Here is a 24,437-nt window from a genome sequence, read left to right as displayed (position 1 = left end):
AATGAGGCAGTATAGTGATTTACACAGTACAGAAATTAAAGAGATTATTGCTGCATATACAAATAATGATGTTGTTTCATATAAACTTTTAAGTGGTGGTTCAGAAAACACAAACTACCTCGTAAAACTTACAAAGGAAACGTATGTATTAACGATTTGCGAACAAAAATCAATTCATGAAGCACAAGAATTAGTCTATTTATTAAATTATTTAAATCAACATCATTTTTCTACCTCAAAACCTATTAAAACTAAAACAAACGAACCCATTTTAATTTGGAAAGGAAAAACGGTTATTTTAAAAGAATATTTATCAGGCTTTATTGCAGAAAATTTGCCTAATAATTTGCTAATTGAAGCAGGAGAACAACTAGGTAAATTGCATAAAATTAAAGCACCTCATTTTATTAGAAAAGATATTAGTTATGGCATTGAGTATTTTAAAGAAATAGAAGCATATGCCGCAAATTCACCTTTTCAATTTTGGTTAAAAAACATAAAAACTTCTGTTGAAAAACACATTGCTTTAAACCTGCCTAAATCATTAATTCATAGCGATTTATTTTACAGTAACCTTATAATTAATGAGCATAAAACTGCTGTAACCATTATGGATTTTGAAGAAGCCAGTTTTTATTATCGAGTTTTTGATATTGGAATGGCAATTGTTGGTTTGTGCCAAGAAGAAGAAAAAATAAATGTAAATAAGGCAAAATATCTTTTAAAAGGCTATAAAAAAGAGGTTAATTTATTAGCCATTGAAAAAGAAAGTTTAAAAGACTTTACTGCTTATGCAGCAGCAGGTACAGCTTTTTGGAGGCACAAACATTTTAATTACATACAACCTGAAAAAAAAATGTTTAAACATTATTTACAAATGAAAAATATTGCCGATTACACAAACGAACTTTCTAATGATTTTTTTAAAAAATCACTAAACTTATAATTCTATGTACATTTCTTTCCTAAAAAACACGTATGATTCATTTTAAAGATATTAGTTTAAAAACCATATATGAAGCCAAAGAACGCATTGCCCCCATGGTTTTTAAAACACCTTTGCTAACCTCTTTTGTGCTTTCACAAAAATGGAATAAAAACATTGCATTAAAACTAGAAAACCTACAACCCACAGGTGCTTTTAAACTTCGGGGAGCTGCCAATGCAATGTTAAGTTTAAGTGATGCTGAAAAAAAACGAGGAGTCGTAACAATGTCCACAGGTAACCATGGAAAAGCAGTCGCTTATGTTGCAAAAAAAACTAAATATAAAAGCTGTAATTTGCATCTCTGAATTGGTTCCAAAAATAAAAGTAGATGCAATAAAAGCGTTAGGAGCAAAAGTAGCTATTGTAGGAAAAAACCAAGAAGAGGCAACTTACAACGCTTTACAAATGGAAAAAGAAGAAGGAATGCGCTACATTTCTGCATTTGATGATCCATTAATTATTGCAGGCCAAGCCACAACAGCGCTCGAAATTTTAGAACAAAACCCAAATACAACTACTATTTTAGCTCCCGTAAGTGGTGGCGGATTAATGAGTGGAGTTGCTTTTGCAGCAAAAGCATTAAAACCAGACATACAAATTATTGGAGTAACTAATAATAGCGAACCCGCAATTTATTCAAGTATAAAAGCAGGAAAAATTGTACAAGTAGGAGAAACAGAAAGTTTAGCAGATGCTTTACCAGGACCAATATCACACAATAACCAGTACACTTTTAAAATGTGTGAGCGTTATGTTGATGATATTTTATTAATTTCTGAAGAACAAATTGCCCAAGCCATGGCTTTTTCTCTACTAAAAGAAAAACAAGTGTTAGAAGGCGGTGGCGCTGCTACAATGGCACTACTTTTAAAAGATGAATATGTTCAAAATTTTGGAGAAAATACCGTAGCAATTTGCTCTGGAAACAGTGTAGCTATGGATACATTGCTAAAAATAACATCAACACACAAAAAATTTATAAATCAAAACTTTTAATTATGAAAAAACATCTTTTACTTATAACATTAATGATAATACCTCATTTGTTTTTTGCGCAAAAACAAGACATTACAAATACGATTACACAAATAGAAAAAGAAGGCATAGAAAATTCGAAAGTAATGGATATTTTAAGTTCCTTAACCAACATTTATAGTCCTCGTTTATCAGGCTCTAAAGCCTATTTTAAAGGAGCGAAATGGGTAGAGAAAGAACTAACCGCTTTGGGTTGTAAAGTGCAATTAGAACCATATAATTTTCCTGCCAAAGGTTGGGAAGCCAATGAGTTTTCAGTGGTTTTAACTTCACCTAGGTTCGAAAACATTATTTCACATCCTGTAGCTTGGTCTGGAAGCACTAAAGGAAAAATTACAGACACACCCATTGTTGTTGATGTTTTTAATCTTAAAGCATTAAAAAGACTAAAAGGCAAATTAAAAGGGCGCATTCTTTTACATAAAAAAATTGAAGACAGGTTGCCAGATTTAGAAACAAAACTCTCTAAAAAAGAATTAGATAGCGTTATTAAAGGAGTTCCCGACAGTAAGTCTTTGGAGGTAAATAAAAATTTTATTTCCCAAATGCTAAAAAGCAATCCTTTTAAAGACGATAAATTAGAAGGAATACTCGCTTATTTGAAAAAAGAAAAAGTAGGAGCCGTTTTATTACCAAGTGTTTGGGATAATCATATTTTAGAAATTAGTAGTACCTCTTTTCAAAATATAAAAAACACATTTTCTGTTCCTTTTTTATTTATTTCTAAAGAATCTGCTATAAAATTAAAATATCTAATTCAAAAAAATATACAGCCAAAAATTTCTGTAAGCTCTAAAACAACATTTTACAATAACAAAGATTACAATGTTAATATTTTAGCAGATATTGAAGGAACTGACCCGAAATTAAAAGACGAAATTATTTTAGTAGGTGCACATTTCGATACTTGGCACGGAAGTGGAAATGCTTCTGATAATAACGCAGGAGTTGCTACAATTATGGAAGCATTTAGAATACTTAAAAAGCTAGGATTAAAACCCAAAAGAACCATTCGTGCTGGTTTTTGGGGAGGAGAAGAACAAATTTTTTACGGTTCGTTAAGCTATTTAAAAAAACACATTATAAATGCATCTATAAACGATTATAAACCAGAACAGTCTAAAACTTCTTTGTATCTAAATATAGATTCTGGTGGAGGTGCCATTCGTAGTTTTTTTACACAAGGCAACAAAAAAGTACAAGAAATAATACTTCCTTGGATAACACCATTTAAAAAATGGGATTTAGAATATATAAGTTCTTTCCCCTCAGATGGTAGCGATCACATGGTTTTTGATGCCGCCAATATTCCCAGTATTGATGCGTACCAAGATCCATCTTTATACTGGTCACATCAACATCATACAAATATAGATGAAGTTGCACTTATTAAAGAGGAACCCATGAAAAGAAATGCTGTAATTATGGCAGCATTTATTTACAGAGCTGCAATGATGGACAAAAAATTTCCCAGAAGAACGAATTAAAATGAATAGAAAATTAAAGAATAACGAGTTAGGAAGAATTACAGTTGAAACATTTAAAGAAACCACAAAAACGCCAATAATTGTCGTTTTAGACAATATTAGAAGCTTAAACAACATTGGTTCTGTGTTTAGAACTTCGGATGCTTTTTTGATTGAAAAAATATATTTATGCGGAATTTGTGCAACGCCACCAAATAAAGACATTCATAAAACAGCTCTGGGTGCTACTGAATCTGTGGATTGGGAATATGCAAAAGATACGCTTTCGCTTATTGAAAAATTGAAAAATTCAAACATTAAAATATTAGCTATTGAACAAGCAGAAAACAGTACAAAATTGAATGATTTTAAACCTAAAAAGGGCGAAAAATATGCTATTGTAATGGGAAATGAAGTAAAAGGTGTGCAACAAGAAGTGGTAAACGCATCAGATTTTTGTATTGAAATCCCGCAATTGGGCACCAAACATTCTTTAAATATTTCCGTAACTACGGGTGTTGTAATTTGGGATTTGTTTTGTAAAATGAAGAGTTAATTATGTTGTTATTTCTATGTAGGCAGGAATCTAAAGCTACTTAATAAGCCTGCGTTAGCGATTGAAACGGCATCCTTTTGTTTTTCACAAAAAGATACAGTGGAAAGCGCGACCCTTGTGGTAACGGCTCCGTATAAGAACAGTAGGGCTGAAAATGAGTGCAAACCATTCGGTTGAACACAAGCCGAATTTTTAAATTTTTCTAATTATCTTTCTTTTCTTAATTAGCCAAATTTAAAAACTTGGCGACTTCGCAGGCGCTTTCATAAAACAACGAATCCCTTGTTTTTACGAGGGATTTGTTGTATTTTGTAGCTATAATAAACCCCGAAAATGGCCAATATAGGCAAAAAACGGGGTTTTAATTTCGACAATTATGAAAGTACGAAGAATTTCTGAAATGCAACACCGCATTTCAATTTTTTCCCCTCAGCGAGAATTATGATGCTCATTATGCGCGATTTTTAGAGGGAGATTTAGGTAAAATCTACTCTGCAATTCCTTGGAATGATTTAGTTAGCTCTTTTGGTATTTCTGAACAATCAAAAGGGAGAAACTATCTTTTTAGTCCTAAAGGAAGACTAGGTTTAATGTTTTTAAAACATTATGCTAATTGTTCAGATAGAAAATTGATTGAGCAACTAAACTCGAATTTAGACTATCAATTTTTCTGTGATATAGAACTAGGTTTTGAACGCTTAACAAACTATAAAATAGTGAGCCAAATACGTTGTGAATTAGCAGAGAAACTCGATATTAATTCCATAGAAAAAATTCTATTCAACTCTTGGAAAAACGAAATTGAAAACCCCAATCAAATTGTAATGGATGCTACTTGTTATGAAAGTGAAGTTCGTTACCCTAGCATCCAAAAATTACTTTGGGAGTCGGTTCATTGGTTGTACAATCAATTACGTAAAACCTGCTCTATATTAGGGGTTAAAATGATTAGAAGTAAATATATCAAGTGGAAAAAACGTTATCAAGGATTTAGTAAAATGCGAAGAAAAACCAAGTCGAAACGTATTTCATTAACCCGAGGTTTACTCAATCTGTTAAGTAAATTTATCAACTTTGAAAAAGAGTTGTCAGAAAATCACAATATTGAGTTTATAGCTTTGTATTATAAGCGAATAAATACAATTCAAAGGATTTACAAACAACAAAAAGATCATTTTGATACAGGAGAAAAAATCAAAGATAGAATTGTAAGCATTCAAAAGGATTATATTCGTCCTATTGTTCGAGGAAAGGAAGTAAAACCTGTTGAATTTGGAGCAAAAGTTAACAAAGTTCAAATTGATGGAATTAGCTTTATCGAACATATTAACTTTAATGCATTTCATGAAGGAAATCGTTTTATTCAAACAGTCCAAAAAGCACAAGGATTAACTCGAAAAAAAGTAAAAATAGCTGGAGCAGATAAAATTTATGCCACCAATAAAAATAGAAAACACTGTAGTTCTAAGAACATAGAAACAGACTTTATCCCCAAGGGAAAAAAGCCGAAAAATCATAAAGAAAAAAAGCAACTTAGAGCTATTATCGCAAAAGAAAGAGCTACAAGATTAGAAGGTTCTTTTGGAAAGGATAAAGAATATTATCACTTACGAAAAATAAAAGCCAAAACTAAAAAGAATGAAATTCTATGGATATTCTTTGGAATACACACAGGGAATGCTCTTGAAATTGGCCGAAGAAAAATAGCTAAAACAGCACAACAAGTAGTCTAAATTTGAAGCATTGAATATAGTTTTATGGGAGAGGTATGTCTTGTTGGGAAGTTTTTAAGAAACTGAACACTTAAAACAGCTTTAAAACAAAAATTGAGGGTAGAATTTAAATAATTCTGCCCGCAATTTTAGCTGCATTTTTAAAAATAACCTATTTTCTGAATGTGCCTTCGCAAATTTGCCCAAACCCTTTGGTTTAGCTACTAATTGCCCTATTGTTTTTATACTTCTTTGTTAGGTGGCGTTTTATTCCGTAATGTTTCTTAATTCATTTCCGAATTTTTGTTTGTCCGACAATTTACCAAAAAATAAATTATTTGCTTGTGTCTTTATCTCAATAGCTTTTTGTAAAGTGTCAATTCCTTTGTCGGTCAAGAAAACACATTTCGCTCTTGTGTCCGTTTCGTGTTCTTTTCGTTCAATCAATTCATTTTTTTGTAGTGTACGAAGTATTTTTGAGACCATCATTCTGTCTGTATTGCTATGGTCAGCAATTTCTTTTTGGGTTACATTTTTTGAACTTTTTAAAAGCCAACCTAATGCTGCCATAATCACAAACTGTGTATGGGTCAAGTTGATTTCGTCCAAGGCTCGGTTCATTTGTTTTTGCCATAACATAGTGGTTTGCCAAAGTAAATACCCTAAATTGTCTTCTGGTTTCTGAAAGTGAAAATTAATTTTCTTGTCCATATAGCATTAATTTTGAAATTAATTGAAAATCGTGTTTGCCTATTTGTAAAGTTCCCCAACGAAAAGGATAACCCCATTTTTGTTTGTTGGGAATAAAATCTAATTCGTCAATCAAAGGAAGAATTGAGATGTCTTTAGATTCCAAGAAGTCAATTTCAATTCGGAAAGGGCAAAATTCAGGTGTCATTTCAAACGGGTAAATATCGTTAGATTTTACTTGACCAATAGCAGTAAATTCTTGACACTTATCTTTTTTGTCGAAATATTCCTTACTTGAATAGTAAATAACAAAATCTCCTTTTTTCATTTTTTCAATGGCGTAGCTTTTCCGTGACAAGCTTGTGCAAAATTTCCTTGAACTCCCTTTTTAACGTGCTCTTTTGAGGCTGTTATTATCCAATACTTTGTTTCTCTATTTTCCATTCTTTGAAATTGTACTTATAAATTTTTGAGAAATAGGTGCTGCTACCATAGAGGTTGGAACTGCAACCACAAATCCAATTGCAAAACTTTTCATCCAAATCGGCAAAAATGCTTTGACCACTCCTACGTTAATAAGTACCATTATAAATGACATTGCCAAAGCCATAAAAAATGCCATTAAAATTCCAAAAATAATTTTCGTTTGTTTTTCAGTTAAATTCATAATATTTATTTTTAATGTCGCAAATATAATATACACGACAACAAAATACAAATGATTAGTAGAATTTTTATTTTAAATGCCACCTAACGCCCTAAAAACCTAGTACCAACTTCGCGATTGAAAAGTAAATTAATATTCCTAAAATATCGTTACTGGTCGTAATAAAAGGGCCAGTTGCCAATGCAGGGTCTATGCCTCTTTTTGCCAAAATAATGGGAATAAATGTTCCAATAATCGAAGCGATTACAATTACAGAAATAAGAGAGGCTGCTACTGTAATTCCTAAATCTAAAGGAAAACCTAAAAATAACATTCCTGCAGACATTAACAAAGCCGCCAAGACAAAACCGTTTAATAAACCTTGTAAAATTTCCTTTAAAAGTCTTCTAAAAAGAGAACCTTTTAAGCTGTCGTTTGCCAAACCTTGCACAATAATTGCGGAAGATTGTACACCCACATTTCCAGCCATTGCAGCAATTAAAGGTGTAAAAAAGAATAATTCTTTATACTTAACCATGGCACTATCGAAACTTCCTAAAACGGAAACTGATATAAAACCACCAAAAAGTGCTAATATTAACCAAGGCAAACGTGCTTTTGTGAGTTCCCAAATGGTGTCATTTACTTCTACATCTTGCGAAAAACCTGCTGCCATTTGGTAATCTTTATCGGCTTCGTCTCGAATAACATCTACAATATCATCAATAGTAATTCTACCCAATAAAACGTTATTATCGTCTACAACAGGGATGGCTTCTAAATCGTATTTTGCCATAATTTTTGCGACTTCTTCATCATCTTCATGCACATTTACAGCATCTACTTTTGGCTTTAAAATATCGGCTATTTTTTGGTCGGATTTAGAGGTAATTAAGTCTTTTAAAGACAATCTACCTACCAATTTTTCTTCTTTGTCTACTACATAAATGGAGTGTACTCTGGTTACTTCTTTTGCTTGGCCACGAATTCTTCGCATGCAACCTGCAACCGTCCAAGTTTCGTAAACTTTTACCAATTCTTTCGCCATTAGAGCACCTGCAGTATTATCGTCGTAAGACAATAATTCTTTAATATCTGCAGCTAAGTCGTCGTCTTCCAGCGCATTTATTACACGTCTTTGGCGTTCTTCGGAAAGTTCTCCAATAATATCTGCAGCATCATCTGTGTCCATCTCTCCAATTTCATCGGCAATTTCTCTAGCAGATAAATTTTCTAAGATTTTTTCACGTGTGTCTTCATCTAATTCTGTAAGAATTTCCGATGTTTTTTCGCTGTCTAAAAGTTTTATAATATAGATAGCTTCGTCGAAATCTAATTCGTCTAAAACTTCTGCAATATCTGCAAAATGGACCTCAGCAAACAGCGCAGAAATTTTTTTATCGTTTTTAGAGGCGATAAGTTCTGTTAGATTGTCTAGAAATTCGTTATTAATTTCCAAGGTCATTTTCTGCTAATTTTTGCGTCAATAAAATAAAGTCTTGTACCGATAATTGTTCTGGGCGTTTCGCAAATATAGGTTCTTCTTTTAAAGAATCCGAAAGATTAAAAGATTTTAAGCTAGAACGCAACATTTTTCTACGTTGATTAAATGCTGTTTTTACGACTCTAAAAAATAATTTTTCGTCTACAGGAAGCGAATAATCCTTTTTTCTGATGAATCTTATAACACCAGAATCTACTTTTGGTGGTGGATCGAAAACGGTTGGAGGCACTGTAAAAAGATATTCTACATCAAAGAAAGCTTGCGTTAAAACAGATAAAATTCCGTACACTTTAGAACCTTCTTTTTCTGAAATTCTTTTGGCAACTTCTTTTTGAAACATGCCAGCAAATTCAGGAACATATTCTCTATTTTCAATCACTTTAAAAACAATTTGTGTAGAAATGTTATATGGGAAATTACCAATAATTGCGACTTGTTTTTTATCGAAAATTTCTGCTATTTCTTTCTTTAAGAAATCGCCTTCTATAATCTCGAATTTTTCTTTGGAAGTATCTAGGTTAAGGTGTTCTATTGGAAAAACATCATGCAAATAAGCAACAGATTCTCTGTCTAATTCCATGACTGTAATTTTTGGCTTTTTCTGTAATAAATATTTGGTTAAAACACCCATTCCAGGGCCAATTTCCAAGACGTTATCATAGCCATTTTCTGTTAACGCATATGCAATGTTTTTTGCAATTGTTTCATCTGTTAAGAAATGCTGACCTAAATGTTTTTTTGCTTTTACAGACATTTTACCCGTTTTTACTTTCCGCCACAAATGTACAGTTAAAATTCGGCATAATTTTTGGTTGAATGTAAGATTAAAATCAACCAAAAATGTTTAAAAAACTACTATTAATTGGAGTCTTGTTTTTTGGCTCGCAAACGACTGTTTTTTCTCAAGAAGGTAAATTAAAAAAAGGGAAAGAGAGTATTAAAGAGAAGAATACAAATTTTTCGAACGGAACAAGAGTAACAAAAGTTTCTAGAAGTAACAAAAAATCTAAAGTCTCTTTATTTGACGATGATGTAAACCCATTTGTAAAAATTGGAGGTTATATTCTTGCCTATACCGTTTATGGAATTGCCATTGAATCTCCTTGGGAATTTAATGGAAGAATGCACGATGCAGAAATTTCTAATTACCCTTACAAGGAAGCGAGATATGGAAATTTTATTTATACAGATTCTACCAATTATAATATTACTCGTTTTGATATTACCAACAATTTTGTGAGAGAAAGTAAAAATTTGTATGGCAATAATTTTGGTGTAAATTTTCGCTTTTTTAAGCGTTTTGCTTTGGATATAGATTATTTATATCTTTCTGAAAATGTGAATGGAAACCGAGATTCATTTTCTTTATATTCGGCTTTATTAAAGTATTACAGAATTCGAACGCAACGTTTCGATGCTTGGTTCGGTTTGGGAATTATGCACGTTGGAAGTGATGTAAATGAAACACGTTTTGGACTTGGAGTTGGTGCAGAATTATTTATTGCAAAACCAATAAGTATCGATTTTTATCATAAATGGACAAGGGTAAATAACAGAGGTGTTCAAAAAACGAAAGTATTGTTAAAATATCATCTTAAAAATTACCATATTTCTTCTGGTTATGAAGATTTTAAGATTGGTGTTTCTAATATAAAAGCTTTTTCTATTGGTGTTGGAGCGAGTTTTTAGTTTCTGTTTACCCAGATTGTCATTTAGATTTGAAGGTAAAATAGAGAATTTTCTATGTGTAACTTTGTGTCTTCTTTGTGCAACTCTGTGTGATAGTTATTTCGCAAAGTTTCAAAAAGAAAAACCACAAAGAATCACAAAGGTTTTTTTAAGTGAATCAATTTTTAAAGATTTAATTACTCGTAACTGTAGGGTAAAATTCATTTACAACACGTAATTCTGTTCTAAAAGCAACCATTTTATCGGCAAATTTTAGTCCATCTTTTCTTAATTTATCGGCATCAAATTGATAATAATCGTTTAAATCTTCTCTCGTATTTGCAGTGTATTGTACAGAATAGGTTTTTCCACTCATTTCTTCGTCTACTAAAACCTGTGTGAGTTTTGCGGATATAAATCTGCCAGTATTTAAAACATCTAAAATGTGTGTTTCCATCCAAGTTAACCACTCTTCATGAACACTTTCATCTATATTTATTGTTACGTTGTATATGTACATTATTGTTAGTTTTTGGTTGATGGTTTTTAGTTGGTGGCGATATCTTAGTTTCGATTTTCTTATGTATTAAAACCATAAACCAACAACAAAAAACCATTGACTATATATCGTCTCCTCTTAATTTTCTATATTTTTTTCTGGCTTCTACCAAGTAAATACTGGAGGGATGCTCGAAAATTATTTTTTGATAATATTCTTGTGCTTTCTCTGTATTTCCTAAAAAATTGTACAATTCTGCCATTTCATAATAGACCTCATCCGTTAAAAAACCTTGATTGTCTGTTGCTATAATTTTGGCGAAATTTAAAATTGCTTCTTCGTATTTCTTTTGCTTTATCTGCAATTTTGCAATCTTAAAATGCACGTTATTTGTAATCGGAACAAAACCGCCATTCAACTCTTTTAAGGTTTCGTTTTCTAAGATAGAATTCAGCACTTTTATGGCTTCGTCGTCTTTATTTTGATATGCCAACAATTCTGCTTGTGCATATTCTTTTAATCCTGATGGAATAGAATCTAAAGGTTCGTTATCGGAAATGATTAAAAATAAATCGACAGCATCGTTCGCGATTAGCTGTGTTGTAGAGCCTTTTAAAACTTTTAATTGTGCTTTTGCCCATGTAAAATCGCCTTTAAAATAACTTGTTTGCGCTACTTTAAAACGAGCTTCTTGCGCCAATTCGTGGTTTTTTAGCTGTGTTTGTATTTGAGAAAAATAAATTAATGCTTTGTTGAATTTCCCTGTAAATACTAAAACATCTCCCAGTTTTAATTTAATTCTTGCCTTGTCGAATTTAGAACGAGAATAGCCAATTGCTTCTTGTAAAACTTCTTTTGCTTTTTCTGGTTTGTTGGCAGAAAATGTAAGAAAATCCGCATATGCTACTTGTATTTTTATGGTAGATGTGTTTTTACCAAACTCTTTTAAGAGAGATTGAAACAATGCTTCTGTTTCAGGGTTTTTTGTGGCGACTGCTATTTTTGCGAGGTATAAATTGGCATCAATTTTTTCTTCTTTAATTTTTGATGTTTCTTTAATAAAGTTGAAACATTCTGTAGAGGTATCGAAATTATGGTTTTCGAAAGCGATTTTCCCAACTGTAAAAATGGAAGATAAATCTGTAAGATTTCTTTGATACAAAGCTTTTTCTTGAACAAATGCTTTCTTGTAATCTTTTTGTTGTGCAAATAACCAGCTTAGTAGCTTGTTCCAAATACCTTTTGGGTTGCTAACCGATTTTCTTAAAAGTGTTTTTCTAAATAAAATATTTGCTTCATTTTCGGAATCGTCTGTAATATATCTACTCGCATATCTTTGCACCAAATTAAAATATTGCTCGTTTTTATCAACCAGATTTATATAAGATTCGAACATTTGTTTGTAGTTTCCTTTTTCGCCATAAATTTGTGCAATTTGAAAGCTGTAATTGGCATTTTTATTCTTTTCCATTGCTTTCTCATAAGCCAAAATTGCATTGTCTAACAAATTATAATCTTTAAAAAGGCGTCCAATAATTCCACCATAAGCAGGGCTTTTATCCAAAGAATTTAAAGCCAAATTGTAATTAATTTTTGCTTGTTCTTTTTTTTGCTGACGCTCGTAATTATAACCCAGATACACATATAAATAAATTTGTGATGCGTTAGCTCTAATCCTTGCTTTTAGCAAATTTTCTGCTTCTTTAAATTTATCGGTTTCTTGATAACAAGCAATTAATCGTCCTAAATAAGTGGTGTTAAAAGGCGATTTATCGTATAATTTTTTAAAAATCTGAGTCGCTTTTTCATACGCTCCTTCCCTGTAATAATTTTCCGCAAGCAAATATTCGTTTTGTGTTGCTTGTTGTGGAATTGTTTGTTGAGCAAAACTAAAACTACTAACAGTAAATAAAATAAGAAAAAATAAGTTTTTCATAGACATCAAATATAAACAACAAAAATGTTAATTTTTTATTAAAGCAAACACTTTTTGAAAGCTCTTTTGTAACATTTTGGTACGAAATAGGTCTTTAGGGTATATAACCAATCAAATTAACTATTATGCATACTTTTTATCAGCAATACCAAATTGCAAAAAATAACTCTATAAAGTTTATGAAAAACGGACAAATAGCTGCGTATTTACAAGCTCTTTCAGAAATGAATAAATATAAGAGATTAATGGTAGCAGTTGTAGCTAATTAGTTTGCAGTTTTTCAGTCTTCAGTAGGCAGTGATTTTCTGACTGTAAACAAATACTTAAAAATTTAGAAGATTACCACACAACATTCAACCGCAAACAAGCTTACTGCCAACTGCTTACTGAATCATTTCAAATCCACAATAAGGAACCAACACATCTGGTATTTTAATACCATCTTCGGTTTGATAATTCTCTAAAATTCCTGCTAAAACACGTGGTAAAGCTAAAGAACTACCATTTAATGTGTGTGCAAGTTCACTTTTACCTTCTTTATTTTTAAAACGTAATTTTAATCTATTTGCTTGAAAAGTTTCAAAATTTGAAGCCGAACTAATTTCTAACCATCTATCTTGCGCTGTAGAAAATAATTCGAAATCGAATGTTAAAGCAGCAGTAAAACCAGTATCTCCTCCACACAAACGTAAAATTCTGTAAGGCAATTTCAATTCTCTTAAAATGTTTTTTATATGCTCTACCATTTCACTTAAAGCGTGATATGATTTATCTGGATGCTCTACTCTTACAATCTCTACTTTATCGAATTGATGCAACCTGTTTAAACCACGAACATGTGCGCCATAACTACCAGCTTCGCGTCTAAAACAAGGTGTGTAGCCAGTTGCTGTAATTGGAAAATCGCTTTCTTGCATTAAATTGCCACGAAACATATTGGTAATTGGTACTTCTGCAGTTGGTATTAAATATAAATCGTCTATTGTTGCGTGGTACATTTGTCCGTCTTTATCTGGCAATTGCCCAGTTGCTGTGGCAGATGCTGCGTTTACCAAATGTGGCACTTGGTATTCTTTATAACCAGCTTCAATATTTTTATCTAAAAAATAATTAATTAATGCACGTTGTAATCTTGCTCCTTTTCCTTTGTAAACAGGAAAACCAGCACCTGTAATTTTTGTACCTAACTCGAAATCGATAATGTTGTATTTCTTTGCCAATTCCCAATGAGGCAATGCATTTTTGCCTAAATCAGGTATCATTCCTTCTTTAAAAACCTCTTCGTTATCTTCTTCAGAATTTCCTGCTTTTACAGAAGCATGAGGAATATTTGGTATTTGATATAATAAGTTCTGAAGCTCATCACCAAAACCATTTAATTTTTCTGACAATTCTTTAGATTGTTCTTTTAGCTGACTCGTTTTTTCTTTTAAAATGTTGGCTTTTTGTATTTCTCCAGATTTAAAAAGACCGCCAATTTCTTTGGATAAAGTATTAGATTCCGCTAAAACATCGTCTAAAGCAACCTGTGTTGCTCTTCTGTTTTCATCCGCAGTTAAAACTTGCTCAACAATAGTTTCTGCATTCGCAAAATTACGTTTTGCCAATCCTGCTAAAACTAATTCTTTGTTTTCTCTAATAAATTGTACTTGTAACATTTTGTAAGAATTTAAGAATGCAAATATATAATTTGTGCAGTAGTTTCAATACAAAAACCTCATCATAATCTTCCAAAAGGGAAGAGACACTCAAACCTTTAAAGATTATGTTACTAAAATTAAAATCTTTTTTAGGAATGGTTATTTTTTTCAATTAAGATAAAACTGAAAAATGGCTTTTTTTATAAAAAATTTTCACAAGAGTATTTACTCCTTTGGGAAATTAAAGGAGCTTTTTATTTTTTATATAATTTCTTGCAATTTCTTCATCTTTTTTAAGTTGAAGAATTAGTGCATCTAAAGAATCGAATTTTTCTTCGTTACGTAAAAAGTAAATTAAATCTATGGTTAAAATTTTTCCATATAAATCTCGATTGAAATCAAAAAAATGTACCTCAATTGTTTGATGATTTCCATCTACAGTAGGTCTACTTCCTATATTCATCATCCCAAAAACAGTCTTTTTATCAATCGTAGATTTTACGACATACACACCTGTTTTAGGAATCAATTTGTAATCTTCCTCAACATTTATATTTGCAGTTGGATACCCAATTTTGCCACCTAATTTTTTTCCGTTCACAACTTTGCCCTTCAACATAAAATTGTAGCCCAAATAATTGTTGGCAGTTTTTAGGTTTCCATTGGCTAAAGCACGTCTAATTTTTGTGGAACTTACAGAAACATCATCAATATCTTGTGCTGGAATTTCTTCCACTTTAAAATCGTATAAATGGCTGTATTCTGTTAACTGATTGATATTACCTTCGCGATTTTTACCAAAATGATGGTCGTAACCAATAATTAATTTTGATATATTAAATTGGTTCACCAAAATATCTCGCACAAATTCAAGTGCAGTTATTCTGGAGAAATCTCTGCTAAAAGGATGGATAATTAAGTAATCTAAACCTGTTTTTTTTAGCAATTTTTCACGCTCGTCAATCGTGTTAATTAGCTCGATGGAAGCATCTTTTTGTAACACCATTCTTGGATGTGGAAAAAAAGTAAGTAAAACCGATTTTTTTCCAGCCTTTCTCGCTTCAGAAACCAATTTTTCTAATATTTTTTGATGACCAAAATGCACCCCGTCAAAGGTTCCAATGGTAACAAATGTTTTTTCTTTGGTCGAAAAGTTAGATATATCGATAATCGTTTTCAAAAAAATAAGATTTACTTAGAGCAAATGTACAACACTAAATTTTTAAAATTTATGGATTTTGATAGATTATTCGAATGAGATTCTAATAAATTTCGTTACTTTATTTGTTAAAAACACAAAATAATTGATCAGATAATTAATAATTCAAAAAAAATTGTATTTTGCATAACAGTTAACAAATTAATTCAAATTATGATAAAAAAGATTTTACTACTTGTATGTATTGCTTTTAGTAGCACTGTTATGGTTGCCCAAACTACTGTAACAGGTACAGTTAAAGATGCGCTCACAGGAGATTTACTTCCAGGAGCAAACATTAAAGTTTCTAGAAAAGCTGTGGGTACAACTACAGATTTCGATGGCAAATTTGTACTAAAGGTTGCAGATAATCCGCCTTTTACCATTGAAGTATCGATGTTAGGTTTTAAAACTGAAGAAATCGAGATTACTAAAAAAAACCAAAAGGTAGAAGTTATTTTAACAGAGAATGAAACCTCTCTAGACGAAATTGTTGTTTCTGCTTCTAGAACTCCAGAACGTATTATGGAGTCTCCAGTAACTGTAGAAAGGTTAGATGCAAGAGCGATTAAAAACACTTCTTCGCCTTCTTTTTACGATGGTTTAGAAAATTTAAAAGGGGTAGATATTAATACAAACAGTTTAACGTTTAAATCTGTAAATACGAGAGGTTTTGCAACATTTGCAAACACGCGTTTTATGCAATTGGTAGATGGGATGGATAATTCTTCTCCAGCTCTTAACTTTGCGATTGGGAACCTTTTAGGAATGTCGGAATTAGATGTTAACACAGTAGAATTACTTCCTGGAGCATCTTCTGCATTATATGGAGCGAATGCTTTTAACGGAATTATGTTTATGACAAGTAGAAACCCTTTTGATGATCAAGGTATAAGTTTTTCTTATAAGAGTGGTTTAACGAGCCAAGATGCAGCTGGAGATAATACTTTCCATGATGTAAGTATTAGAATGGCATACGCTTTTTCTAATAAATTTGCAGCAAAAGCAACACTTTCTTACTTAAAAGGTACAGAGTGGTTTGCTACTGATTACAGAAATACCGCAAAAGGAAAATATGCTCCTGGAGATAGAAACTCTAAAAATGATTTTGACGGCTTAAATATTTATGGAGATGAAGTTGCAATAGATTTAGGTGGTGCAATAGGTAGAGTAAGTAGAACAGGTTATAGAGAGGTAGATTTAATGAGAGATTATGAAGCTAGAAGTGTAAAACTAAACACAGCTTTACATTATCGTCCTTTTGGAGATGATCGTTTAGAAGTAATATTTAATTCTAAGTTTGGTGTTGGTAATACAATTTATCAAGGAGCAAATAGATATAATATTAGAGACTTCTATTTAGCACAACAAAAATTAGAATTAAGAGGTAAAAATTTCTTTGTAAGAGGTTATGTTACTACAGAAGACGCTGGCAATTCTTATGATTCGCGTTTTGCCGCAATTAATATTAACAGAAGATGGAAATCGGACCAAGATTGGTTTAAAGAATATGCAGGAGCTTATTTGGTTAGTGGATCACACGCATTTGCAAGGACTCAAGCAGATTCTGGAAGATTAGAGCCAGGAACACCAGGTTTCCAAGCTGCATTTAATGATGTAACATCAGACCCAGATTTAGTTACAGGATCTAAATTTCAAGATCAAACAAAATTATATCATGGCGATGTAAATTATAACTTTCAAGATGTTATCGATTTTGCCGAATTTCAAGTAGGAGGTTCATACAGAAGATACTCGTTAAATTCTAGTGGAAGTATTTTTACAGATTTCGATGGTCCTATCGATTATGATGAGTATGGAGTTTACACACAAATGCAAAAGAAATTCTTAGAAGATGATCGTTTAAAGTTTACAGCTTCTATTCGTTATGATAAAGCACAAAATTTCGAAGGTAACGTTTCTCCAAGAGTCTCATTAGCTTATGCTGCAGGAGAAAATAAAAACGACAATTTTAGAGCTTCTTTTCAAACAGGCTTTAGAAACCCAACCACACAAGATCAATATATTGGTTTAGATGCTGGAGCTGCAATTTTGGTAGGTTCTGCACCAGATAATTTAGATAGATATACATCTGCACCTTTACCAGTAAGTACTGCAGGTCTAGCGTTTACAGGAGGAGCTACAACAACTATAGTGGGAAGACAGGCTTATGAAAATTCTTTCTCTGCAAGTTCTGTTCAAGCTGGAGCACCAGCTGCATCAGTTGCACCTTTAGTAAAACCAGAAAAAGTTACTGCTTACGAATTAGGATATAGAGGTTTAATAAATGCAGGAAAATCTAGAATTACTATAGATTTAAGTGGGTATTATAACAGCTATGAAGATTTTATTTCTGGGAAAAATGTATTGGTTCCTTTTTATGGAACAGTAGGAGATAATAGTTTGTCTCTTTTGGCATTAAGAAATGGAGATTTTAAAGCGTTCCAAGTATATACAAACTCAACTGCAGATATTAGTTCTTATGGAGCTTCTATAGGTTTAAATACAAAAGTATTTAATGGTTTCGATTTAGGCGTAAATTATACCTATGCTAAGTTCGATTTCGACCAAGCATCTGACCCAGATTTTGAAGCTGGTTTTAACACACCAGAACACAAAGTAAAATTACAATTCGGTCATACAAACTTATTCGAAAACTTTGGTTTCAATATCAACGCAAGATGGCAAGACGAATATTTATGGGAATCTACTTTCTTAGATGCAACCATAGAATCTAGAACTATTTTAGATGCTCAAATTAATTATACTGTACCTTCAATTAAGTCGGTATTTAAATTAGGTGGCGCAAACTTAACAGGAAAACAATATTTTAGTGCACCAGGAGTTGGGGCAATAGGTTCTCAATACTACCTTTCTTGGACAATTAATAACTAATAAAAAAACAATAATTTATGAAAAATTATAAATATATAGGTCTCCTTCTTTTATCAATTGGTTTTGCATCTTGTGATGTAAACAACGATTTAGATCCAATTTTAGAAGAAGTAAAACCACAAGTAAACTTAGATGCAAATGGCTTAGATTTCTCTAACTATGTTTCTATTGGAGCCTCATTTACAGCAGGTTTTACAGACGGAGCATTGTTTAAAGCAGGACAAGAAAATTCCTTTCCAAATATTTTGGCTACAAAATTTAAAGCAGCTGATGGTGGAGACTTTAACCAACCATTAATGGGCGACAATATTGGAGGTTTTGTAACAGGAAGTACTGTTGTACAACCACCAAGATTGGTTTTTAATCCAGTAACTAGAACACCTGCAAGATTAGGTGCAACACCAACTACTAGTTTAACAGCACGTGCAGATGGATCTTCTTTTAACAATTATGGAATTCCAGGAGCAAAAAGTTTTCATCTAACGTTTGCTGGGTATGCAACATTAAACCCTTATTTTGGTAGAATGGCTTCAAGCCCAACTACAACTGTTTTAGCAGATGCTTTAGCACAAAAACCAACGTTTTTTACCTTATCTGAAATTGGAGGAAATGATGTATTAAGTTATGCTATAAGTGGTGGTTCAGGTGTAGATCAATCTCCATCAACAACAAACCCAACAGGTAATTTAAACCCGGCAACTTATGGTTTAAATGATATTACAAATCCTTTAGTTTTCGATAATGTTTTTAAAGGAATGGTTACAGCATTAACTGCAGGAGGAGCAAAGGGAGTTATTGCTACAGTACCAAATATTAATTTGTTGCCCTATTTTACAACAGTTCCTCACAATCCTTTAAACCCAAATGACAAGAAAACGGGACCAGCATTAAAAGCACAAATACCTTTATTAAACTCTGTATTTGGTGCAATAAATAAAATATATGTTGGTGCAGGTGAGCCAGAACGTGCTATTATTTTTTCTGAAACTAAAACAAACCCAGTAGTTATATTTGATGAAGACGCAACAGATTTATCTGTGGCAATTACGACTACTTTGGGTAAAAGTCCAACTTTTGTACCTTTTGTACAATCTTTAGGTTTACCAGCAGCAGCAGCGCCTTTGGTAGCTGGTTTGTTAGGAAAACAATATGGAAAAGCAAGATCTGCAACAGTTAAAGATTTATTAGTTTTACCAAGTAGCAGTGTTATAGGAACAGTAAACAAGACTGTAGCTGGTTCTTTAATTACCCAAAGTGGTGGACTCTTACCAGCTACTTTGGCAGGTCAATTTTCTGCTGAAGGAATTACACTTCCATTAGCAGACCAATGGGTGCTTACTCCACAAGAACAAGAAGCGATTAAGAACGCTACAGTAGCTTATAACAAAACCATTACCGAAACTGCAAACGCTAATAAAAATCTTGCTTTAATAGATTTAAATGCAATTTTACAAGAAGCTTCTAACGGAATTCAATTCGACAATTATACGATGACCACAAGTTTGGTAACTGGAGGTTTGGTAAGTTTAGATGGAATTCATTTAACAGCCAGAGGTTATGCATTAATGGCGAATAAAATGTTAGCAGCCATAGATGCGAAGTTTGGTTCTAATTTTACAAAAGCAACAGATGGTTTGGCAAAAGCAGATGACTATCCTACAAATTATTCTCCTACATTAAAATAGGAAAGTTTTAAATTAAATAAAAAAAGGTTGAGGAATTATTCTCAACCTTTTTTGTTTTGTGTGGTTTCACTCAATTTCTACCCTGTTTGTTATCCTGAAAGAATCTTTTCCACAATGTTCGCGAAAGTTATTTTTCTACTAAGAAAGCATCATTACCGCTTTTTTTAAAGCTGTAATCATTACATCTATTTCTTCTTTTGTGTTGTAAAAAGAGAAGGAGGCTCTAACTGTTCCTGGAATTTTATAGAAATCCATAATGGGTTGTGCACAATGATGGCCTGTTCTTACAGCAACGCCTAATTTGTCTAAAATTACACCAATATCATAAGGATGAATTACGCCAACATTAAAAGAAACAACAGCTGTTTTTTCTAATGTAGTTCCGTAGATTTTTAAACCTTCAATTTTTAATAATTCTTGCGTTCCGTATTTTAAAAGTTCTGCTTCGTAAGAAGCAATATTATCGAAACCAACAGCATTCATATAATCTATTGCGGCTCCAAAGGCAATTCCACCACAAATATTTGGAGTTCCAGCTTCAAATTTATGAGGTAAACCAGCATAAGTAGTTTTCTCGAAAGTAACAGTATCTATCATTTCTCCTCCACCTTGATAAGGAGGTAATTTTTCTAACCATTTTTGTTTTCCATACAACATTCCAACGCCTGTTGGTCCACACAATTTATGGGCAGAAGCCACGTAAAAATCAACATTTAAAGCTTGTACATCTGGTTTTATATGGGGTGTTGCTTGTGCTCCGTCAATTAATACAGCAGCTCCGAATTTATGTGCAGTTTCAATAATTTCTTCAATAGAATTTATAGTTCCTAAAGCATTGGAAACATGGTTACAAAAAACCAATTTTGTTTTTTCGTTTACTAATTTATAATATGCTTCCATGTTCAAAGAACCATCTTCCAACATCGGAATTACCTTTAAAATAGCGCCTGTTTTTTCACACAACATTTGCCAAGGCACAATATTAGAATGGTGTTCTAAAGCAGAAACGATAATTTCATCATCTTTATTTAAAAGTGATGCAAAACCAGCCGCAACTCTATTTATAGAATCTGTTGTACCAGAAGTTAAAATAATTTCGTACGCATGTTTTGCATTAAAATGATGCTGAATTTTAATACGAGCTTCTTCATATTTATCGGTTGCTTCCTGACTTAAAGTATGTACGCCTCTGTGAATATTTGCGTTGTAATTGCTATAATAATCTACAATGGCATCAATAACAACTTGTGGTGTTTGTGAAGTCGCTGCATTATCGAAATACACCAAAGGTTTTCCATTTATTTCTCTTTTAAGAATCGGGAAATCTGCTCTTATTTTATCAACATTTATCATACAAATCATTTTAAAGTACAAAGATAAAGGATGGAATTTTAAACTTATAAGAAAGTCGATATGATTTTCTTATTTTTACATCTTCAAAAACTTGTATAGATGAAAATTTTAAAGAGAATATTACTTTTATTAGCTGTTTTTATACTAATTGCTGTTATTTATAATTATCCAAAATTGAATATATTATCTGGTTATTCAGCAAAAAATACGGCTTCTTCTGTTTTTTTGGCAAAAAGAACTTTAGAATTGACAGATACAACTGATAATAATTTTTCGCCCGTAAATTTAGCAAGCGATAAAGTAGATAAAGAGAAGAAAATAGCAACCTCATCTACATTTGGTTTGTTAACCAGAAAAGCAATTTATAGAGAAGGTTTAGGCGCAGTTTTAACGTTAGATAAAAGTGACGAAACTGCGCCTTATTTAGTTCCTAAAAGAACGAAACCCGATAATAATACGCCTTTTCCTTATGGAAATGCGCCACAAAAAGACACTGTTTTTAGCAATGTTGATTATAATAAATTAGAAAAAGCAATGGATTTTTTGTTTGAAAAGAAAAACCAAACAAGAGCAGGAATTGTAATATATAAAAACCAGATTATTGCAGAACGTTATGCAGATGGATTTGATAAAACCTCAAAATTACTGGGTTGGTCTATGACAAAAAGTATTACTTCTACCATTTTTGGAATTTTACAATCTCAAGGAAAATTAAATGTAAAAGACAAAGCACCTATTAAAAGTTGGCAAAATGATGATAGAAAAAACATCACCATTCATAATTTATTACAAATGAATTCTGGTTTGGCTTGGGACGAAAACTACGAAGAGATTTCAGACGCTACAAGAATGCTGTTTTTAGAGCGAAATATGACCAAGGAACAAGAAAAAAAGCAATTGGTAGGTAAACCAAATGAAACTTGGAATTATTCTTCTGGAACGAGTAATTTACTTTCTGGGATTTTAAGAAGTCAATTTAAGACGCATCAAGAGTATTTAGATTTTTGGTACACAAACTTAATTGATAAAATTGGTATGAATTCTATGATTGTGGAAGCCGATTTAGATGGAAATTACGTAGGCTCTTCTTATGCTTGGGCAACTGCAAGAGATTGGGCAAAATTTGGTTTGTTGTATTTGCATCGTGGAAATTGGAATGGAACACAAATTTTTAGTGAAAATTGGACAGATTATGTAGTACAGCCAACACCAACTTCAGAGGGTTGGTATGGAGCCCATTTTTGGTTGAATGCTTCTGGAAGATATCCAAGTGTTTCTAAAAAGATGTTTTTTGCAAGTGGTTATAAAGGACAAAATGTATATATTTTACCAGATGAAGAGATGGTTATTGTTCGTTTAGGTTTGACTAAAAATGCCGACCAAAATGAGTTTTTGAAAGGGGTTGTTGGAAGTATAAAATAGTTTTTTCTGAACAGGTTTTAAAATTTAATAAGATCTTATTCAATTTACTTCCTGTTGTGGCTAATGCAAGAAAAATTCCAATCAAAATTGAACCTACAAGAAATTTGACTATTTTTGAGATATGAAAATAAACGACAAAAATATAAATCGGATTAAAAAGCTTTGTGAACAATACAAAGTTCGAACTTTCTCTGCATTCGGCTCTGTGATTCGAGATGATTTCAGCGATGAATCTGATATAGATTTTGTTGTGGATTTTGATGAAAATGACCCATTTGAATACACGAATTTATACTTCCAATTAAAAGACAAATTGGAAAAGTTATTAAAACGCCCAATTGACTTAATTGAATATCGAGCTATTAAAAACAAATATTTCAGAAAGGAACTCGATGAAACCAAAGTGTTGATTTATGGACAATAGAATTAACTCTTGGCTTGAAGATGTTGAAAGGTCTATTGACGAAATTTTTGATTTCTTACCCGGACAACGAGACTTTTTTGTCTATCAAAAAGACTTAAAAACAAAAAAAGCGGTAGAACGAAATATAGAAATTATTGGAGAAGCAATAAACAGAATTTTAAAATATAAACATTCTGAGATTGAAATTAAAAATGCCCAAAAGATAATTGGAACAAGGAATCGAATCGCTCACGAATATGACAGTATTTCGGATGAAGTTATTTGGACTATAATTATTAAAGAACTTCCTGAACTGAAAAAGGAAATTATCGAATTGAGGAAATAAACACTAACCACAACAACTTGTATAACTTATTACTGGTCAGTTTCTTAATTGAAGTAATGGCGTATTTGGAAAATCAACAAATTTTTAAATTTGAAGATTTCCAATAAAAAAGATAAATAGCAAAATTTAAAAATCTGGTTTGTGATTTAACCGAAAATTTATAGCTCATTGCACGCAACGAGTCATACACAAAACTGTTTCCTAACCCCTAAAGGGTTTCAAACCCTTTAGGGGTTAATTTCGGAATGGAAGTTTATTGCTGGTTATTAACTGAATCTCTAATTGTTTTCTTTATTCTCTAAGTTTTTTCGCGTTAAGGATAGAGGCATTGTTGGAGCTCTTTTTTGCATCGAATTTACTTTTAATTCTTTTATAAAAACTATCTTTTCAATTGAGCAAATACTAAATTAAATGAAGCAAAAAAAGCGACTGCCGAAAGCCTGACGTTTTTGCATTTAAAAGTTTTATTTCTAAACTTTTAAATGCAAAAAGGGAACGCCCAAACAATTATAAAACTAAAAAACCACTCACTTTTATAGTTAAGATTAAGTGGTTTGTAATAATTTTATGGTTTCGTGTTAGCTTTTTCCTTTAATTAAACTTAAAGCTACAGCTACAATTCCTAAACCGATTGTAATGTAAGAATTGGTGTTGTCTTGTGCTTCGATTAAGTCTAAATCTCCAATAGAAACTTGGGCTTCTGGCTGAATTAATGTGTAAATTCCGTATCCTAATAATATAAGGCCTGCTACTAATAATACTGTTTTAATACTTTTGTTCATAATATTCGTTTTT

Annotated in this window: 24 protein-coding genes; 13 read left to right on the top strand and 11 right to left on the bottom strand. The window is 32.0% G+C overall.

What is annotated here, in order from left to right:
• The first annotated feature begins 1 nt into the window (after nt 1).
• From J3359_RS10735 to J3359_RS10710, 6 genes are all read left to right on the top strand, one after another.
• Complete coding sequence (locus J3359_RS10735; RefSeq protein ID WP_208076863.1) at nt 2-946, top strand: phosphotransferase; 945 nt, start codon at nt 2-4, stop codon at nt 944-946.
• A gap of 32 nt (nt 947-978) precedes the next feature.
• A complete protein-coding gene (locus tag J3359_RS10730) occupies nt 979-1,293 on the top strand; it encodes a pyridoxal-phosphate dependent enzyme (RefSeq protein ID WP_208076862.1) in 315 nt (104 codons plus the stop codon).
• The gene (locus tag J3359_RS10725; protein WP_208076861.1) at nt 1,247-1,984 is read left to right on the top strand and encodes a pyridoxal-phosphate dependent enzyme; all 738 of its coding nucleotides are present in this window, start codon (nt 1,247-1,249) and stop codon (nt 1,982-1,984) included. The genes J3359_RS10730 and J3359_RS10725 overlap by 47 nt, the downstream gene beginning before the upstream one ends.
• Before the next feature lie 2 nt (nt 1,985-1,986).
• Nucleotides 1,987-3,510, top strand: coding sequence for a M28 family peptidase (locus tag J3359_RS10720; protein WP_208076860.1), 1,524 nt, complete (start codon nt 1,987-1,989; stop codon nt 3,508-3,510).
• 1 nt (nt 3,511) lies between these two features.
• A complete protein-coding gene (locus tag J3359_RS10715; RefSeq protein WP_208076859.1) occupies nt 3,512-4,045 on the top strand; it encodes an RNA methyltransferase in 534 nt (177 codons plus the stop codon).
• Between the two features lie 395 nt (nt 4,046-4,440).
• The gene (locus tag J3359_RS10710; RefSeq protein WP_367890395.1) at nt 4,441-5,778 is read left to right on the top strand and encodes a transposase; all 1,338 of its coding nucleotides are present in this window, start codon (nt 4,441-4,443) and stop codon (nt 5,776-5,778) included.
• Nucleotides 5,779-6,024: 246 nt separating this feature from the next.
• On the opposite strand, the gene J3359_RS10705 is transcribed toward J3359_RS10710, so the two are convergent.
• From J3359_RS10705 to rsmA, 5 genes are all read right to left on the bottom strand, one after another.
• Nucleotides 6,025-6,468, bottom strand: a complete 444-nt coding sequence (locus J3359_RS10705) for a MarR family winged helix-turn-helix transcriptional regulator (RefSeq protein WP_208076858.1) — start codon at nt 6,466-6,468, stop codon at nt 6,025-6,027.
• Nucleotides 6,452-6,775 carry an EVE domain-containing protein gene (locus tag J3359_RS10700; RefSeq protein ID WP_302850178.1) on the bottom strand — a complete coding sequence of 108 codons (324 nt, stop codon included), beginning with the start codon at nt 6,773-6,775 and terminating at the stop codon, nt 6,452-6,454. Before J3359_RS10700 ends, J3359_RS10705 begins: the two co-directional genes overlap by 17 nt.
• Before the next feature lie 105 nt (nt 6,776-6,880).
• On the bottom strand, nt 6,881-7,114 hold the full coding sequence (locus tag J3359_RS10695) for a DUF2798 domain-containing protein (RefSeq protein WP_208076857.1): 234 nt from the start codon (nt 7,112-7,114) through the stop codon (nt 6,881-6,883).
• Nucleotides 7,115-7,205: 91 nt separating this feature from the next.
• Nucleotides 7,206-8,558 (bottom strand): magnesium transporter, encoded by a 1,353-nt coding sequence (gene mgtE, locus J3359_RS10690; protein ID WP_208076856.1) that lies wholly within the window; start codon nt 8,556-8,558, stop codon nt 7,206-7,208.
• Nucleotides 8,542-9,351: a 16S rRNA (adenine(1518)-N(6)/adenine(1519)-N(6))-dimethyltransferase RsmA gene (gene rsmA, locus J3359_RS10685; RefSeq protein WP_208076855.1), complete on the bottom strand. Its 810-nt coding sequence runs from the start codon at nt 9,349-9,351 to the stop codon at nt 8,542-8,544. Before rsmA ends, mgtE begins: the two co-directional genes overlap by 17 nt.
• An 86-nt stretch (nt 9,352-9,437) precedes the next feature.
• On the opposite strand from rsmA, the gene J3359_RS10680 reads away from it, so the two are divergent.
• Nucleotides 9,438-10,286: a hypothetical protein gene (locus tag J3359_RS10680; protein ID WP_208076854.1), complete on the top strand. Its 849-nt coding sequence runs from the start codon at nt 9,438-9,440 to the stop codon at nt 10,284-10,286.
• A gap of 172 nt (nt 10,287-10,458) precedes the next feature.
• Here the strand turns inward: J3359_RS10680 and J3359_RS10675 are convergent, their stop codons facing one another.
• Both J3359_RS10675 and J3359_RS10670 read right to left on the bottom strand, forming a co-directional pair.
• Complete coding sequence (locus tag J3359_RS10675) at nt 10,459-10,785, bottom strand: DUF4286 family protein (protein WP_208076853.1); 327 nt, start codon at nt 10,783-10,785, stop codon at nt 10,459-10,461.
• Nucleotides 10,786-10,885: 100 nt separating this feature from the next.
• Entirely contained in the window at nt 10,886-12,700 is a 1,815-nt protein-coding gene (locus J3359_RS10670; protein WP_208076852.1) for a tetratricopeptide repeat protein, read from the bottom strand.
• Between the two features lie 125 nt (nt 12,701-12,825).
• Here J3359_RS10670 and J3359_RS10665 point away from each other — a divergent pair, with 125 nt between their 5' ends.
• Nucleotides 12,826-12,969 carry a hypothetical protein gene (locus J3359_RS10665; RefSeq protein WP_208076851.1) on the top strand — a complete coding sequence of 48 codons (144 nt, stop codon included), beginning with the start codon at nt 12,826-12,828 and terminating at the stop codon, nt 12,967-12,969.
• A gap of 114 nt (nt 12,970-13,083) precedes the next feature.
• Here the strand turns inward: J3359_RS10665 and serS are convergent, their stop codons facing one another.
• Both serS and J3359_RS10655 read right to left on the bottom strand, forming a co-directional pair.
• The gene (serS, locus tag J3359_RS10660) at nt 13,084-14,358 is read right to left on the bottom strand and encodes a serine--tRNA ligase (protein WP_208076850.1); all 1,275 of its coding nucleotides are present in this window, start codon (nt 14,356-14,358) and stop codon (nt 13,084-13,086) included.
• 223 nt (nt 14,359-14,581) lie between these two features.
• Nucleotides 14,582-15,520, bottom strand: a complete 939-nt coding sequence (locus tag J3359_RS10655) for a bifunctional riboflavin kinase/FAD synthetase (protein ID WP_208076849.1) — start codon at nt 15,518-15,520, stop codon at nt 14,582-14,584.
• A gap of 192 nt (nt 15,521-15,712) precedes the next feature.
• Here J3359_RS10655 and J3359_RS10650 point away from each other — a divergent pair, with 192 nt between their 5' ends.
• Nucleotides 15,713-18,433, top strand: coding sequence for a TonB-dependent receptor (locus tag J3359_RS10650; RefSeq protein WP_208076848.1), 2,721 nt, complete (start codon nt 15,713-15,715; stop codon nt 18,431-18,433).
• Between the two features lie 17 nt (nt 18,434-18,450).
• A complete protein-coding gene (locus J3359_RS10645; protein WP_208076847.1) occupies nt 18,451-20,118 on the top strand; it encodes an SGNH/GDSL hydrolase family protein in 1,668 nt (555 codons plus the stop codon).
• Nucleotides 20,119-20,256: 138 nt separating this feature from the next.
• Here the strand turns inward: J3359_RS10645 and J3359_RS10640 are convergent, their stop codons facing one another.
• On the bottom strand, nt 20,257-21,471 hold the full coding sequence (locus J3359_RS10640) for an aminotransferase class V-fold PLP-dependent enzyme (RefSeq protein ID WP_208080463.1): 1,215 nt from the start codon (nt 21,469-21,471) through the stop codon (nt 20,257-20,259).
• 99 nt (nt 21,472-21,570) lie between these two features.
• Here J3359_RS10640 and J3359_RS10635 point away from each other — a divergent pair, with 99 nt between their 5' ends.
• From J3359_RS10635 to J3359_RS10625, 3 genes are all read left to right on the top strand, one after another.
• Nucleotides 21,571-22,893, top strand: coding sequence for a serine hydrolase domain-containing protein (locus tag J3359_RS10635; protein WP_208076846.1), 1,323 nt, complete (start codon nt 21,571-21,573; stop codon nt 22,891-22,893).
• Between the two features lie 121 nt (nt 22,894-23,014).
• The gene (locus tag J3359_RS10630) at nt 23,015-23,317 is read left to right on the top strand and encodes a nucleotidyltransferase family protein (RefSeq protein WP_208076845.1); all 303 of its coding nucleotides are present in this window, start codon (nt 23,015-23,017) and stop codon (nt 23,315-23,317) included.
• Nucleotides 23,307-23,642 (top strand): HepT-like ribonuclease domain-containing protein, encoded by a 336-nt coding sequence (locus tag J3359_RS10625; RefSeq protein WP_208076844.1) that lies wholly within the window; start codon nt 23,307-23,309, stop codon nt 23,640-23,642. The genes J3359_RS10630 and J3359_RS10625 overlap by 11 nt, the downstream gene beginning before the upstream one ends.
• Before the next feature lie 578 nt (nt 23,643-24,220).
• On the opposite strand, the gene J3359_RS10620 is transcribed toward J3359_RS10625, so the two are convergent.
• Entirely contained in the window at nt 24,221-24,424 is a 204-nt protein-coding gene (locus tag J3359_RS10620) for a hypothetical protein (protein ID WP_208076843.1), read from the bottom strand.
• Nucleotides 24,425-24,437 lie beyond the last annotated feature (13 nt).

The organism is Polaribacter cellanae, assembly GCF_017569185.1.
In the GTDB taxonomy this organism is placed as follows: domain Bacteria; phylum Bacteroidota; class Bacteroidia; order Flavobacteriales; family Flavobacteriaceae; genus Polaribacter; species Polaribacter cellanae.
The sequence above is the reverse complement of the archived record's forward strand: the minus strand, read 5'-3'. Positions and strand labels throughout refer to the sequence as shown.

Bases quoted from the DNA above. Each gene is read 5' to 3' on its own strand.
- J3359_RS10735 (WP_208076863.1), top strand. From the start codon at position 2: ATGAGGCAGTATAGTGATTTACACAGTACAGAAATTAAAGAGATTATT.
- serS (WP_208076850.1), bottom strand. From the start codon at position 14,358: ATGTTACAAGTACAATTTATTAGAGAAAACAAAGAATTAGTTTTAGCA.
- J3359_RS10625 (WP_208076844.1), top strand. From the start codon at position 23,307: ATGGACAATAGAATTAACTCTTGGCTTGAAGATGTTGAAAGGTCTATT.
- J3359_RS10630 (WP_208076845.1), top strand. From the start codon at position 23,015: ATGAAAATAAACGACAAAAATATAAATCGGATTAAAAAGCTTTGTGAA.
- J3359_RS10730 (WP_208076862.1), top strand. From the start codon at position 979: ATGATTCATTTTAAAGATATTAGTTTAAAAACCATATATGAAGCCAAA.
- J3359_RS10700 (WP_302850178.1), bottom strand. From the start codon at position 6,775: ATGAAAAAAGGAGATTTTGTTATTTACTATTCAAGTAAGGAATATTTC.
- J3359_RS10715 (WP_208076859.1), top strand. From the start codon at position 3,512: ATGAATAGAAAATTAAAGAATAACGAGTTAGGAAGAATTACAGTTGAA.
- rsmA (WP_208076855.1), bottom strand. From the start codon at position 9,351: ATGTCTGTAAAAGCAAAAAAACATTTAGGTCAGCATTTCTTAACAGAT.
- J3359_RS10665 (WP_208076851.1), top strand. From the start codon at position 12,826: ATGCATACTTTTTATCAGCAATACCAAATTGCAAAAAATAACTCTATA.
- J3359_RS10695 (WP_208076857.1), bottom strand. From the start codon at position 7,114: ATGAATTTAACTGAAAAACAAACGAAAATTATTTTTGGAATTTTAATG.
- J3359_RS10705 (WP_208076858.1), bottom strand. From the start codon at position 6,468: ATGGACAAGAAAATTAATTTTCACTTTCAGAAACCAGAAGACAATTTA.
- mgtE (WP_208076856.1), bottom strand. From the start codon at position 8,558: ATGACCTTGGAAATTAATAACGAATTTCTAGACAATCTAACAGAACTT.
- J3359_RS10640 (WP_208080463.1), bottom strand. From the start codon at position 21,471: ATGATAAATGTTGATAAAATAAGAGCAGATTTCCCGATTCTTAAAAGA.
- J3359_RS10620 (WP_208076843.1), bottom strand. From the start codon at position 24,424: ATGAACAAAAGTATTAAAACAGTATTATTAGTAGCAGGCCTTATATTA.
- J3359_RS10680 (WP_208076854.1), top strand. From the start codon at position 9,438: ATGTTTAAAAAACTACTATTAATTGGAGTCTTGTTTTTTGGCTCGCAA.
- J3359_RS10650 (WP_208076848.1), top strand. From the start codon at position 15,713: ATGATAAAAAAGATTTTACTACTTGTATGTATTGCTTTTAGTAGCACT.
- J3359_RS10725 (WP_208076861.1), top strand. From the start codon at position 1,247: ATGTTGCAAAAAAAACTAAATATAAAAGCTGTAATTTGCATCTCTGAA.
- J3359_RS10645 (WP_208076847.1), top strand. From the start codon at position 18,451: ATGAAAAATTATAAATATATAGGTCTCCTTCTTTTATCAATTGGTTTT.
- J3359_RS10675 (WP_208076853.1), bottom strand. From the start codon at position 10,785: ATGTACATATACAACGTAACAATAAATATAGATGAAAGTGTTCATGAA.
- J3359_RS10635 (WP_208076846.1), top strand. From the start codon at position 21,571: ATGAAAATTTTAAAGAGAATATTACTTTTATTAGCTGTTTTTATACTA.
- J3359_RS10670 (WP_208076852.1), bottom strand. From the start codon at position 12,700: ATGAAAAACTTATTTTTTCTTATTTTATTTACTGTTAGTAGTTTTAGT.
- J3359_RS10720 (WP_208076860.1), top strand. From the start codon at position 1,987: ATGAAAAAACATCTTTTACTTATAACATTAATGATAATACCTCATTTG.